General features: G+C 65.0%; 13 protein-coding genes. 7 read left to right on the forward strand and 6 right to left on the reverse strand.

The window, feature by feature from the left end:
* Window positions 1–31 precede the first annotated feature (31 nt).
* Window positions 32–1,009 carry a Bug family tripartite tricarboxylate transporter substrate binding protein gene (locus B5525_RS15860; RefSeq protein WP_079566837.1) on the forward strand — a complete coding sequence of 326 codons (978 nt, stop codon included), beginning with the start codon at window positions 32–34 and terminating at the stop codon, window positions 1,007–1,009.
* 15 nt (window positions 1,010–1,024) lie between these two features.
* On the opposite strand, the gene B5525_RS15865 is transcribed toward B5525_RS15860, so the two are convergent.
* Both B5525_RS15865 and B5525_RS15870 read right to left on the reverse strand, forming a co-directional pair.
* The gene (locus B5525_RS15865; RefSeq protein WP_244567918.1) at window positions 1,025–1,690 is read right to left on the reverse strand and encodes a response regulator; all 666 of its coding nucleotides are present in this window, start codon (window positions 1,688–1,690) and stop codon (window positions 1,025–1,027) included.
* A 2-nt stretch (window positions 1,691–1,692) separates the two neighbouring features.
* Entirely contained in the window at window positions 1,693–3,087 is a 1,395-nt protein-coding gene (locus tag B5525_RS15870) for a sensor histidine kinase (protein WP_244567919.1), read from the reverse strand.
* A gap of 164 nt (window positions 3,088–3,251) precedes the next feature.
* Between B5525_RS15870 and B5525_RS15875 the strand changes: the two genes are divergently transcribed.
* Both B5525_RS15875 and B5525_RS15880 read left to right on the forward strand, forming a co-directional pair.
* Entirely contained in the window at window positions 3,252–3,776 is a 525-nt protein-coding gene (locus tag B5525_RS15875; protein ID WP_172899893.1) for a DUF3280 domain-containing protein, read from the forward strand.
* A gap of 97 nt (window positions 3,777–3,873) precedes the next feature.
* Window positions 3,874–4,383, forward strand: a complete 510-nt coding sequence (locus tag B5525_RS15880; RefSeq protein WP_172899894.1) for a DUF2380 domain-containing protein — start codon at window positions 3,874–3,876, stop codon at window positions 4,381–4,383.
* Between the two features lie 3 nt (window positions 4,384–4,386).
* Here the strand turns inward: B5525_RS15880 and B5525_RS15885 are convergent, their stop codons facing one another.
* The 3 genes from B5525_RS15885 to B5525_RS15895 all read right to left on the reverse strand — a co-directional run bounded on the left by B5525_RS15885 (window position 4,387) and on the right by B5525_RS15895 (window position 8,097).
* The gene (locus B5525_RS15885) at window positions 4,387–6,153 is read right to left on the reverse strand and encodes a flavin-containing monooxygenase (protein ID WP_079566840.1); all 1,767 of its coding nucleotides are present in this window, start codon (window positions 6,151–6,153) and stop codon (window positions 4,387–4,389) included.
* 97 nt (window positions 6,154–6,250) lie between these two features.
* Window positions 6,251–7,342: a DUF2855 family protein gene (locus B5525_RS15890; RefSeq protein WP_079566841.1), complete on the reverse strand. Its 1,092-nt coding sequence runs from the start codon at window positions 7,340–7,342 to the stop codon at window positions 6,251–6,253.
* Complete coding sequence (locus tag B5525_RS15895; RefSeq protein WP_079566842.1) at window positions 7,339–8,097, reverse strand: DNA-3-methyladenine glycosylase family protein; 759 nt, start codon at window positions 8,095–8,097, stop codon at window positions 7,339–7,341. The genes B5525_RS15890 and B5525_RS15895 overlap by 4 nt, the downstream gene beginning before the upstream one ends.
* A 37-nt stretch (window positions 8,098–8,134) precedes the next feature.
* On the opposite strand from B5525_RS15895, the gene gluQRS reads away from it, so the two are divergent.
* Together gluQRS and B5525_RS15905 are read left to right on the forward strand one after the other, a co-directional pair.
* On the forward strand, window positions 8,135–9,028 hold the full coding sequence (gene gluQRS, locus B5525_RS15900) for a tRNA glutamyl-Q(34) synthetase GluQRS (RefSeq protein ID WP_079566843.1): 894 nt from the start codon (window positions 8,135–8,137) through the stop codon (window positions 9,026–9,028).
* Between the two features lie 124 nt (window positions 9,029–9,152).
* Window positions 9,153–10,418, forward strand: a complete 1,266-nt coding sequence (locus B5525_RS15905; protein WP_079566844.1) for an ATP-binding protein — start codon at window positions 9,153–9,155, stop codon at window positions 10,416–10,418.
* Here the strand turns inward: B5525_RS15905 and B5525_RS15910 are convergent.
* Window positions 10,345–11,205 (reverse strand): YihY/virulence factor BrkB family protein, encoded by an 861-nt coding sequence (locus B5525_RS15910; RefSeq protein WP_425305314.1) that lies wholly within the window; start codon window positions 11,203–11,205, stop codon window positions 10,345–10,347. The two genes, B5525_RS15905 and B5525_RS15910, sit on opposite strands and share 74 nt — an antisense overlap.
* Window positions 11,206–11,373: 168 nt before the next feature.
* On the opposite strand from B5525_RS15910, the gene B5525_RS15915 reads away from it, so the two are divergent.
* Together B5525_RS15915 and B5525_RS15920 are read left to right on the forward strand one after the other, a co-directional pair.
* Window positions 11,374–11,568 carry a twin transmembrane helix small protein gene (locus B5525_RS15915; protein WP_079566846.1) on the forward strand — a complete coding sequence of 65 codons (195 nt, stop codon included), beginning with the start codon at window positions 11,374–11,376 and terminating at the stop codon, window positions 11,566–11,568.
* 15 nt (window positions 11,569–11,583) lie between these two features.
* Window positions 11,584–12,156, forward strand: a complete 573-nt coding sequence (locus tag B5525_RS15920) for a cob(I)yrinic acid a,c-diamide adenosyltransferase (RefSeq protein ID WP_079566847.1) — start codon at window positions 11,584–11,586, stop codon at window positions 12,154–12,156.
* Window positions 12,157–12,184 lie beyond the last annotated feature (28 nt).

The raw sequence follows: 12,184 nt of genomic DNA on the forward strand, positions 1-12,184 counted from the left end.
GTTGCAAACGCTTCATCCGGGGGGAAACCGCATGCGCAAATTGCTGGCCGCGATGGTCGCGACCGTGCTCGGCCTGTCATGCGCCGGCATCGCAGTCGCGCAAACCTATCCGACGCATCCGATCACCATGATCGTGCCGTTTCCCGCCGGCGGCGCCACCGACACCCTGGCCCGCTTCCTGGCAGAGAAGATGCGGGGCATTCTGGGACAACCCATCATCATCGAAAACGTCGCCGGCGCCGCCGGCAGCATCGGTGTTGGCCGCGCCGTGCGTTCGGCCCCCGACGGCTACACGCTCTCGATCGGCACCTCGACCACGCATATGCTGACCGGCGGTCTCTATGCGCTCCCGTTCGACCTATTGAAGGACCTCGAGCCGGTCATCCAGCTCGGCAGCGAGCCGCTCTTGATCGTCGGCAAGAGGAACCTGCCGGCGGACGATCTGAAGGGGCTGATCGCCTGGCTCAAGGCCAATCCCGACAAGGCGTCGGCCGGCATCGCCGGCGTCGGCGCGACCGGCCATCTCACGGGAATTTCGTTTCAGAAGGAGACCGGGACGACATTTCAGTTCGTGCCGTTTCGCGGCAACGCACCGGCGATGACGGATCTGCTGGCGGGTCAGATCGATTTCATGATCGAGCCGTCGTCCAATTTCAAGTCGCTGATCGCGGCCGGCAGCGTCAAGCCCTTCGCCATCACCGGGCGGACGCGGCTGCCGTCATCGCCGGATATTCCGACCGCGGACGAGGCGGGGCTGCCCGGCTTCTTCGCTTCGCTCTGGTACGGGCTGTGGGTGCCCAGGGATACGTCGAAGGATATCGTCGCCAAACTGAATGCCGCCCTGGTGCAGGTGCTCGCCGATCCCACGGTGAAGCGGCGCCTGGACGATCTCGGCATCCAGATCACCCCGCTCGCGCAGCAATCGCCGGAGGCCTTGCGGGCGTTCCAGAAAGCCGAGGCCGAGCGTTGGTGGCCGATCATCAAGGTGTCCGGCATCAAGGCGGAGTGAGAGGGAATCGTCGGGCTAGCTTTCGATATCCTCTGCGGCGATGATCCGCTGGCGAAGCGCAAGTCGGACGAGCTCGATGTCGGACGCGACGCCGAGTTTGGCGCGGATCAGATAGCGCGTGTTGGCCGCGGTCTTGACGCTGATATGCAGCGTCTCGGCGATGTCATCGACGGATTTCTCGGCCAGCAGCATGCGCAGGATCTCGAACTCCCGCGGGCTCAGCGCGTCGACGGCGGCAGGTTCGTCGGCGAGCCGGTTGATGGCGAGTTCGTGGTCGATATCGGGACTGAGCGCGATGCGCCCGGCCATCACCTCGGCGATCGCACGCAACAGCGCGTCCGGCGGGTTGCTTTTGGTGACGAAGCCGCGCGCGCCCGCCTTGATCGCCTGCACCGCGTAAGCCGCGCTCTGGTGCATGGTGAACACCAGGATACGCGCGAGATGGTCCCATCGCCGGATGCGCCGGATCGCCTCGACCCCGCCAATTCCCGGCATCGATACGTCCATGATGACGAGGTCGGGCCTGACCTCCTTGTAGACACGATAGGCCTCGGCGCCGTCGCCGGCCTCGGCGACGACCTGCAGGCGATCCTGCTTGTGCAGCAGCGAGCGATAGCCCTCGCGCACGATCGCATGGTCGTCGGCCAGCATTACGCGCGTGAAAGTTTTGGTGTCCGGCATCCCTAGGCTTCCGATCCCACATTGGGAATGGTCGCGACGAGCCGGGCGCCGCCCGCTGGCCGCCTCTCGAAACGCAGCGTGCCGCCGAGCGAGACGACCCGCTCCTGCATGCCGAGAAGTCCCATGCCGGCTTTTGGCGCGAGATTTCCGTTCACCGCCTCGCCGTCGTCTTCGACGCTCAGGATGATCTCGGCGTGTCCGGCCTCGAGACGCAGCCGCACGCACCTCGCCCGGGCATGCTTCGCCGCATTGGTGATCGCCTCCTGCGCGATGCGATAGAGACTGGCGCAGACGCTTGGCGGCAAATCATCGGCCTTGCCGATGATGGCAATGTCGAACCGGGTGCGGCCCTTTTCGAAGCCGTTCCAGCTTGCCACGAGGCTTTCGAGGCTCAGCGTGAGGCCGAGTTCCTCGATTTCGGGCGGGCGCAGGCGCACCAGCGCGCCGCGCAGCGTTTCCATCATGCCCGCCGTGGTGCGCGAGATGCCCCGGCATTCCTCCAACAGCGGCGGACATTCGCGCTCCGCCGTATGGGCGGCGGCGGCGGCCTGCGCCGCGATGGCGGTCAGCGACTGGCCGAATTCGTCGTGCAATTCGCGGGCAAGATGGCGCCGCTCCTCGTCCTGCACGGCGATGAGCTTTCGCGTCAATGCGTTGCGTTCGGCGAGGGCGGCTTGCAGCTTCTGCGCCAACGCGTTGAAGACGTCGGAAATCGCCGAGAGTTCCGCAAGGTCGAAACTGGGCAGCCGTGCGGAAAGATCGTTCGCCGCAAGCTGCGTCAGCCCGGCGCGAATCACACGCGTCGGCCGCAGGGCGCGCGCGAGCGCGGCGTAGACCGCAAGGCAGAGCCCCACCAGCGCGAAAGCCATGATGGAGAGAAGGCGGCTGGTCTCGCGCCAGCTCTGGCCGATCTGCGTGGCGGGATCGAAGGTCGCGACCGCCACGCCGGAGGCGTTGCCTTCGACGAGAAGCGGCATCGAGACCGGCTGGCCGGGATGGAAGATGGCGCGATAGAGCGCGGTGAAACTTTCGGGCGCGACGGTCTCGTCGGCGAGCGCGCCGTTGCAAATACCCTGGCGGAAATCGCCGACCTTGTTCCGATAGGCGATGCAGAGGCCTGGTTCCATCAGCGGCGCTGCGACCCGCTGCAGATCCGGTGTCGCGTTGGCGGACAGCGAATACCATTGCGCCTGCGCCTGCTGCAGCGAGATGTCCTTGGCGACGATTTCGGCGATCCGGCTCGCCTTCGCCCTGGCGGCCCGGTCGCTGTCGACCAAGGCGTAGGCCGCGACCGCGAGAAGGCAAACCGCCGCCAGCGCCGCGACGCGCAATGTCAGCCGCAGCTTCAGATCGATGGCGCGCGCGGGGCCCGCCACGAATTCAGGGGCCTGTTGCAAGCTCCCTCCCATGTCCATCGCATTTAGAAGCAAATTTCGTCGGGAAGAAAGCACCGCAAGGTTAGATCGGGCATTTCACCCGGTCAATCCAGGGAAAACCGCCGTTTCGCGGGTGTGAAAGGTCGGCTGAGATCATGGGGAATTTGCAGCTTCAGGGGTCATTCATGCGCGGCATCACTTTCGTTCTCGCCCCAGCCATGATTGTTGCAGGGCTCACCGCCGCCAATGCGGCCGAACCTGCCGCACCGCAACCGATAAAACTTGCGGTGTTTCCGTTTGAACTGGAGGATTTCAGCGCCGCTGCGGCCTATACTCCCCCCGATGACATCGACCGCGAGCAATTGCGGCTTTCGACGGAAGAGGCGCGTCGGCTGATCGGGCAATCGGGACGCTATCAACTGGTCGACGTCGGCGCGGTGAGCGACGAAGCGGCCAAGGCCGGCAAATTGCACAATTGCGATGGCTGCGAAGCGAAGATCGCCGCTGCCCTCAACGCGGATCAGTCCATGATCGGGATCGTCACGCGCATCAGCCGAACGGATTACGCGGTAACCTACAAGATTCGCGACGCCCAATCCGGGGCGCTGGTCGACGTCGAGCAGACCGACCTGCGTGCGGGCGCCAATTCGGCCTGGAGCCGCGGCGCGCGCTGGCTGATTCAACGCCGCCTCCTGGAAAAGGAGAACTAGCGTGGAACACAAAAGCCAGCCCTGAGGTTGCGGAATAGATTGCAACGGGATGCCAAGCCGCATCGCCAAGTGAGGATCGTGTCGTATGCAAAAGCCGATGAAAACGGGGTCAGCGGGCCTCGCTTTGGTAGCCGCCGCCGTTTTCTGCGCCAGTGCGGTTACGCAAAGCCGAGCGCAAGCGGAGACGCCCGTCCTCGCGGTCGCCGAAATCCAATATGTCGACACCTCGGGCGAGGTCATGGATCAGAGCGCCGACCATTTCCGGCGCTTGCGCGAATTCGAGGCTTCATTGCGCACCGATCTGGCGGCGAGCGGCAAGGTACAAAGCGTCAATCTCGATTGCCCGCCAAACGCCTGTTCGATCGGTGACATCGATGCAGATCAGTTGCTCGGCATGGCGCAAGCCGCCGGTGCCGGCTATCTCCTGATCAGCAGCTTTCACAAGATGAGCACACTGGTGCAATGGGCAAAATTCGACCTCGTCGAGGTCAAATCGCGGAACGTCGTCTTTAATCGTCTTGTCACTTTTCGCGGCGACAACGACAAGTCCTGGCGTCACGCGGAATCCTTCATCGTCCGCCAGATCCTGGATCACGAAGACCAGTGAAACCTACGCGCTCCGCGGCAGCAGCCCTTCTTCGATGGCCTTGATCTGCAGCGCCAGATATTTCGAGTTGATCCGGCACTGCGCGAGGCTGCCGGCGATGAACCAGAGGCCGGGCTGCGGCGTGCGGGTGTACATGTTGCGCAGTTCCTGGCCCTCGCCGAAACCCCAGATCGGGCCGACACGCGTGGCGATGTCGGTGCCGAACAGTTTGCGCACCAGAACCTCCTGTGGCTTGTAGCCGGTCGCCAGCACGATCAGCTCGGCGGCAAGCCGCTCGCCGCGCTTCATCCACACGCCGTCGGCGACAAACGAGTCGATATCCTCGAACTGGATCAGCTTGATCGCGCCGCTGGCGACCAGATCAGAACAGCCGACGTTGAAATAATAGCCGCCGCCGCGGGTGAGGTATTTGAACTGCCAGCCGGTGCCGCCGTCGCCGTAATCGAGCTTGAAGCCGACCCGCGTCAGGCCGTCGAGCAGTTCCTTGTCGAGATTTCTGGATTGCTCGGTCAGCATCACGTGGCTGCGCCTGGCCAGCACCAGCGGCATCGAGGTCGCGATCAGGTCGTTATCGTCAAGCGTGCCTTCGTTGTACGCCGCATAGGCCAGTTGCGCGGAGGGTTCGATGTTGGTGACCAAGGTCGAGCTGCGCTGCACCAGCGTAACGTCGGCCCTCCTCGAATGCAGGTCCTGCGCGATATCGTGACCGCTGTTGCCGGTGCCGATCACGAGGGCCTTCTTGCCCTTCCATGGCTCGCCGTCGTCATACTGGCTGGAGTGCAGCACCGTGCCGGTAAAGTTTTTCAAAGCGGGAATATCGGGCAGGTTCGGAATGCCGCTGACGCCGGTGGCCATCACGACATGGCGCGGACGCATGACGCGCTTCGCACCGTCGGCGAGGCGCAGCGCCACCGACCAGCGGCCGTCCGCTTCGTCATAGCTGCCGCTCTCGAACTCGGTGCCGGTCCAGTAGTTCAGCTCCATGGCATCGACATAGGCCTCGAACCAGTTGGCGAGCTTGTCCTTGGGGATATAGACCGGCCAGTTCGGCGGGAACGGCATATAGGGCAGGTGATTGACCTGGACCTGATTATGCAGTGTCAGCGCGTGATAGCGCTTGCGCCAGTTGTCGCCGATGCGCGTCTCGCGGTCGACGATCAGCGTGTCGATCCGCAATTGCTTCAGGCGCGCCGCGATCGCGAGCCCGGCCTGGCCGCCGCCGACCACCAGCACGATGGGATCGCGATCGGCATATTGGGCCGACGCCTCCCGCAGGTCGAGCCAGTTGGGCCCGCGAAAATCCCGTGAATAGGATTGGCCGCGCGGCCGCGCCGATCGCAGCTGCTCCTCGAACCCCTTCAGCTCGTCGAGCGCGGTAAGCAGCGTCCAGGCCTTCAGGCGGTTGCCGTCGGCGGCGTCCGGGATCAGCCGCAGAATCCCGCTGCCGCGCCCCTGCGCGGTTTCGAACTTGAAGATCGCCTCGATCGAAACGGTGCCGGCGCGGGTGACCGGCCGTGGCGCGGCGCGGTCGGGATCGATTGCAAAATCGCGCGGCGCGGCGCGAATGGCGTGAACCTTTAGCTCGCGCAGGATCTCGTCGCCGCCGTTGATGGTCTGCAGATGCCAGCTCAGCGCCAGCACGTCGCGCCAATAGCTTTCCGGGTGAAACAGCTTCTTCAGCGCCGATTCATCGGGCTTTGCAATGGCGCTTTCGAACTCCGACAGCCAGTTCTCGGCGGCGATCGAGACATCGTCGGTTCTGTCCAGCATTTGGCGTTTTCTCATTCCCGGCCGTCTTCGCGGCGTTTCCCTGTGGCAAAGCCTATACCGTTTGGGATCGCGCAGAAAGGTCGGGATGAGAACTCCGCTATGTCGTCAGCGACAGGATGTGACCCTGCTCCGGCAGCACGCGGCCATTCAGCGTGTCGAGATAAACCTGCTTCACGGCCTCCTCGCCGCGGCCTTCGATCACGTTGAGCCATCGATCCAGCATCGGCGCGAAGCCGGACCACGCCGCGCCGAACCGCGTGTCGATCCCGCCCGGGCCCCATTCCCTGGCGCGTTTGCGAATCAGGTCGGGCGCGAAGAACCAGCTCGGTTTGGCGCCCGGCAATTGCGGCTCGTCCGGCGATGAACTGCGGTGGGTGAGCCCGATGCGCCCGGAATATTTTATTCTATCGCCGAAATGCCGATGCAGGGTGGCGCGCAATTCGCTGTTGCCGGCCATGTCGACGAAGGCGACGGGCACGTCCGAGGGCAGCGAGGTTACGGCGTCATAGGTCACGACCTCGTCGTAACAGCCGAGCGACCTGACAAAATCGACGTTGCTCGCCGAGGTCAGCCCGATCACGCGGACCTCCTTGCGCAGCGTGTGCAAAAGATGCGCAAGCCCGAACGCGGTCTTGCTGGAGGCGCTGGAGAGCATCACGCGGCGCGCGTCGAAGAACGCATTCTCGGCAAGAAAATCATCGACCAGGAACGACAGCATGAACAGCGGCCGCAGCAACGCCTGATAATCGCCCTGCCGTCCGGCGAAGGCGGGGTCGCCGCTCACGCGCGCATAGGCATTGTAGACCGGCGCCACGCCCTGGCGATGCGCGGCACCGTCGCGCAGGCCGCGCTTGCGGACGTCGGCGGCTTCGATGACGAGATGGGTCGCCATCGGAAAATAGCCGAACAGGCGTTCGCCCTCAGCGACGGCCGGATGCGCCGAGGCGATCACCTCGCCAAATCCCCACACCGGGATGTTGCCGAAATTTTCCGGCGCCGGAAACAGCTGCCAGTATTTCAGCTCGTCGCCGAGCACGGCGTAGGTGATGTTGTTGGCGGTGAAGGCGAAGCGATCGATCTTGACCAGCAGCGTCTCGGCGGGAAGCTCCGCGGCGTCGGGCAGTTGCGTCTGGATGAATTTGCATTGCTGCAGATCATCGCGGGTAACGATGAAGTCTCTGGATTTCATGTTTTCGATCCCGGCAGTTTCGCTGCCGCGATATTTGCTTTTGCCGATGACCGTTTTGCAACAGCCAACTTGTTTAAAACAGCGTTCGCTTTTGCTGCGGCCTTGTCCGCTCCTGCGATCACGCCCTCGCGCTTCTTGATCGCGCGGTAATAGGACCACCACAGATGTGCCGCGGCGCCGCGCCAGGGACGCCACGGCTCGGCCAGCGGCGCCATCTGCTTTGCGGTCGGCCGCGTCTTCAGGCCGAGCCCGATCTTGACCGCTTCCTGCACGGCGAGGTCGCCGGCGGGCCAGGCATCGCCATGGCCGAGGCAAAACAAGAGATAGACGTCGGCGGTCCAGGGGCCGATGCCGTGCAGCGCGGTCAGCGTGTTGTGCGCGGCGTCGGCGTCCTCGTTCGCCAGCACGTCGAGATTGAGCCGCTCGGCGGCGATCTCGCGCGCCAGGCTCTTCAGGGTCTTGATCTTTGCGGCTGACAGGCCGAGCCGGCCCAGCCGGCCGGCGCGCACCTTGCGCAGGGTCTCGTGATGAAACGGATCGAACGCGGCCGTGAGGCGGGCCCAGATCGCCGCGGCGCTCGCGGTGGACAATTGCTGGCCGCAGACGATCGCAGCGAGGCCGGCATAACCGGGCTCGCGCCGCCGCAGCGCCGGCATGCCGGCGATGTCGAATACCGGTTTGAGCCGCGGGTCCTGCCTGACCAGCGCGTGGATGGCCTCTTCAAGGTCGGCCTGGGTGTTGAGGTGGAAGGTCATTGCGACTTAAAACCACCATGTCCGGTGAAAGAGATCAATGCCACCCGTTTTCCGCTTTGCGCCGAGCCCAAACGGCTATCTGCATCTCGGCCATGCCTATTCGGCGTTGCTGAATTTCGATTCGGCGCGCCGGAGCGGCGGCCGCTTCCTGCTGCGCATCGAGGATATCGACGCCACCCGCTGCCGCCCGGAATTCGAGACCGCGATCTATGAAGACCTCGCCTGGCTCGGCATCAGCTGGGAAACGCCGGTGCGGCGGCAGTCCGGGCATCTGGCCGATTATCGCCAGGCGATCGAAACCCTCGCAGGCCTGGGCCTGGTCTATCCGAGTTTCGAGAGCCGCGCCGAGATCGCGCGACTGGTGGCGGAGCGGCGCGCGCAGGCAGCCTGGCCGTGCGATCCCGACGGCGCGCCGCTCTATCCCGGTGTTGCAAAACGGCTGCCGCAGGTTGAGCGCGCGCGGCTGCTCGAAACCGGCGCGCCTTACGCGCGGCGGCTCGACATGGAAGCGGCCTGTGCCAAGACCAACGCTAAGACCTACGCCAAGACCGGGGCCCTGACCTGGATCGAGCACGGCCAGGGTCCCGAAGGCGAAACCGGCGTCGTGGCCGCGGGGGCGGAAGCGTGGGGCGACGTCGTCCTCGCGCGCAAGGAGACGCCGACCAGCTATCACCTTTCGGTGGTGGTCGACGACGCCCTGCAAGGTGTGACCGAAGTCGTGCGGGGACAGGACCTGTTCTGGTCGACCAGCGTCCACCGGCTGCTGCAGGCGTTGCTCGGCCTGCCGCCGCCGGTGTACCGGCACCACCGCCTCATCCTCGATGCGGCGGGGCGGAAGCTGTCGAAGTCGACCGCGGCGACCGGGCTTCGCGAACTCCGTGGCCAGGGTGCGACATCAGCCGATATCCGCCGCCTGGTCGGCCTGCCGTAACCGAGGGGCAGCCCCGATTTAGGGCAGCCTTGTTGCGGGCCGATTGCAAGGGGAAAAGCCCCCTTCGGCGTGACTCACCGCGTCCAGCCGTGGCATGGTGGGGATGGCCAGGGTCAGGGGAATCATGGCGGCAACATCGCGCTCACAGCGCACCACGCGGCCGGTGAAAAAGCGGCCGCCGAAAAAGCGTGCTTCCGGCCTTGCCGCCCGCAAGGCGCGCAAGCGCGTTGCCAAGACCCACGCAATGAAAACGGTCGGACCGGGCATGGTCGAGGCCGCGCTCGCCGCATTCGCGCACGAGGTCCGCACCCCCCTTACGGGTATTCTCGCCATCAGCGATCTGCTGGCGACCTCGGATCTCGACGAGCGCGAACGGCGCTGGGTCGACACCATCAAGGCGGGCGCGGAACATCTCGCCCGCCTTGCGACCTTGTTCGTCGATGCCGCGCGGGGCGCGGTTGTCGCCGGCGTGCGGCAGGATTTCTTCGATCTGCGCGCGCTGGCGCGCAGCGCCGGCGATTCGCTCGCCGGCCGGGCGGCGGCGAAAGGCCTGCAATCCGGCGTCGATATCTCGGACAAGCTGCCTGCGCTGGTGGTCGGGGATCCCGTGCGGCTGCGCGCGGCGCTGGAAAACCTGATCGACAACGCGGTCAAGTTCACCGATCAGGGCGGCGTCGCGCTCGAAGTGGTCCCGATGCGCGGCGTGAAGGGCAAGGTCGGTGTCGCCTTTTCGGTTTCCGACAGCGGGATCGGTATCACGCTCAACGAGATCAAGCGCCTGTTCCGCCCGTTCTCGCAGGCCAATGTCAGTGTCGCCTCCCGCTTCGGCGGCGCCGGGCTTGGCCTGTCGTCGGTGAAACAAATCGCGCGCGCCATGGGCGGCGACATCATCGTTGCGCAACGGCGCGGCGGAGGAACCACCTTCACGCTGACGGTGAGTTTGACCCGCGCCAGGGCCTCGAAGGCGGCCGGCGCCGGTTCGAATACCGTTGTCCCGGCATCGCCGGCGCCGGCGCTGCGCATCCTCGGCGTTGAGGACAATCCGTTCGGCCGCGTCGTGCTCAACACGATCCTGACCGAACTCGGTCATGGTGCGGAATTCATCGGGCGGGGCGAGGCCGCCACCGAACGGATCGCGCAAGGCGATTTCGACGCGGTGCTGATGGACATGGTGCTGCCGGGCATCGACGGCATCGAGACCATCAGGCGAATTCGAGGCCTGAGCCCGCCGTCCGGCCAAATCCCGATCATCGGGGTGTCGGGCCGCGGCGACGACGAAGCCGCCGCGCGCGCAGCCGGCGCCGACGCCTTCCTCGTCAAGCCTGTGAGTCCAAGGGCGCTAGCGACTGCGCTGCTTGAAGTGACACGCCGTGGGGCAGCCGCGACTTGATGATCGCCGCGTTCAGCTCGCCGCCATACACGAAGATCGCGGCGATGAAATACAGAAATACCAGCGCGATGATGACCGACGCGAGGCCGGCATACATCGTGACGTAGTTGTTGGCGAAGCGGGCCAGATACTGGCCGAACACGATGCCCGACACCAGCGAGGCCACCAGCGTGAAGACGATGCCCGGCAGGATCTGCAGGAATCCGCGGCGGCCCGCCGGCAGCCAGGCATGTAGGATGAACAGCGCCACCGTCATCGCTGCGATGGTGATGCCGTAGCGCGACAGATTGAGAAAATGCTCGTTGCTCTCGACGATCAGCGGAATATGACGCCGCACGGCCTCGATGATGAGAGGGCCAAGCACGATGAGAAACGCCATCGCCAGCGAGGTCACCGCGGCAACCAGCGTGTAGCCGATCGATTCGATCCGCAGCCAGTACCAGCGCCGCGGCTCGATCACCGAGTAGGCGCGGTTGAGCGCGACCCGTAGCGCTTCCACGCCGTTCGAGGCAAAATAGACCGCGAGAACCGCGCCGATGGTCAGGATGTCGCCGCGGCTCGTCGTCAGCACGTCGTGGATCTCGCCGGAGAGCGAATCGGCGACCTGCTTCGGCCAGATCTGCAACAGCAGCCCGACGGCCTGATCGGCGAGTTCCTTCGACCCGAAAAAGCCGGCCAGCGACGCCAGCACGATCAGAAACGGAAACAGCGCCATCAGTGTCGATAGCGCGATGTGGCTGGCGATCGCCCAGCCGTCATCGGCGAGGAACTCGTAGAACGCATCCATGACGACCAGATAGATGTAGCGGAGCTGCCTCACATTTCACCTTGGCCGGGGCCGGACGGGTTCAGCCGGCGCACCGTGCTACCTTCTGATATTATTGAACTAAAAGCCAGAACCTGACGGCGGCGCGAGCGCGGTAGCGGACCGCCCGGCGTGGTGTTAGATACGGCCATGGCATCGTTCCTGAGCATGATCGTTCTTCCCGTCGCCGTCGGCGCCGTCGCGCTGGTGCTGCTGATGGGTCTCGTTAACATGATGCGGGGCGGATCGCCGAACCGCTCGCAGACGCTAATGCGGTGGCGGGTGCTGCTGCAATTCGTAGCGATCGTCATCACCATGTTCACGGTGTGGGCGATGGGACACTAATGGAGACGGATCATCATGGTCGTGCTTAATCGCATCTATACGCGAACCGGCGACGACGGCACGACCGCGCTCGGCAGCGGCGAGCGCCGGCCGAAATACGATCTGCGGATCGGCGCCTATGGAACCGTGGACGAGACCAACGCCGCCATCGGCATCGTGCGGCTGCACCTGAGGGAGCATCGCGAACTCGACGGGATGCTGGGGCAGATCCAGAATGACCTGTTCGACCTCGGCGCCGACCTCGCGGTGCCTGAGCGGCAGGGCAAGGCGGAGCGGTTGCGCATGCTTTCGAGCCAGGTCGAGCGCCTCGAGCGCGACATCGACACCCTGAATGCGCACCTCGCCCCGCTCACCTCGTTTGTGTTGCCCGGCGGCACGCCGGCCGCGGCCTATCTGCATCTGGCGCGCACGATATGCCGCCGGGCGGAACGGATGATGGTGGAACTCGCGGCCAAGCCCGATGAACCGGTCGGCGACGCCGCGATCCAGTATATGAACCGGCTGTCGGACTTCCTGTTCGTCGCCAGCCGTTCGGTGAACGACAACGGCGCCGGCGACGTGCTTTGGGTGCCCGGCCAGAATCGTTAAGGCGCCGCCATTTAGGGCGATTTTTGGC

Source organism: Bradyrhizobium erythrophlei (assembly GCF_900129505.1).
In the GTDB taxonomy this organism is placed as follows: domain Bacteria; phylum Pseudomonadota; class Alphaproteobacteria; order Rhizobiales; family Xanthobacteraceae; genus Bradyrhizobium; species Bradyrhizobium erythrophlei_D.

Bases quoted from the DNA above. Each gene is read 5' to 3' on its own strand.
- B5525_RS15910 (WP_425305314.1), bottom strand. From the start codon at position 11,205: ATGGATGCGTTCTACGAGTTCCTCGCCGATGACGGCTGGGCGATCGCC.
- B5525_RS15860 (WP_079566837.1), top strand. From the start codon at position 32: ATGCGCAAATTGCTGGCCGCGATGGTCGCGACCGTGCTCGGCCTGTCA.
- B5525_RS15865 (WP_244567918.1), bottom strand. From the start codon at position 1,690: ATGCCGGACACCAAAACTTTCACGCGCGTAATGCTGGCCGACGACCAT.
- B5525_RS15885 (WP_079566840.1), bottom strand. From the start codon at position 6,153: ATGCTGGACAGAACCGACGATGTCTCGATCGCCGCCGAGAACTGGCTG.
- B5525_RS15915 (WP_079566846.1), top strand. From the start codon at position 11,374: ATGGCATCGTTCCTGAGCATGATCGTTCTTCCCGTCGCCGTCGGCGCC.
- B5525_RS15905 (WP_079566844.1), top strand. From the start codon at position 9,153: ATGGCGGCAACATCGCGCTCACAGCGCACCACGCGGCCGGTGAAAAAG.
- B5525_RS15890 (WP_079566841.1), bottom strand. From the start codon at position 7,342: ATGAAATCCAGAGACTTCATCGTTACCCGCGATGATCTGCAGCAATGC.
- B5525_RS15880 (WP_172899894.1), top strand. From the start codon at position 3,874: ATGAAAACGGGGTCAGCGGGCCTCGCTTTGGTAGCCGCCGCCGTTTTC.
- gluQRS (WP_079566843.1), top strand. From the start codon at position 8,135: ATGCCACCCGTTTTCCGCTTTGCGCCGAGCCCAAACGGCTATCTGCAT.
- B5525_RS15895 (WP_079566842.1), bottom strand. From the start codon at position 8,097: ATGACCTTCCACCTCAACACCCAGGCCGACCTTGAAGAGGCCATCCAC.
- B5525_RS15875 (WP_172899893.1), top strand. From the start codon at position 3,252: ATGCGCGGCATCACTTTCGTTCTCGCCCCAGCCATGATTGTTGCAGGG.
- B5525_RS15920 (WP_079566847.1), top strand. From the start codon at position 11,584: ATGGTCGTGCTTAATCGCATCTATACGCGAACCGGCGACGACGGCACG.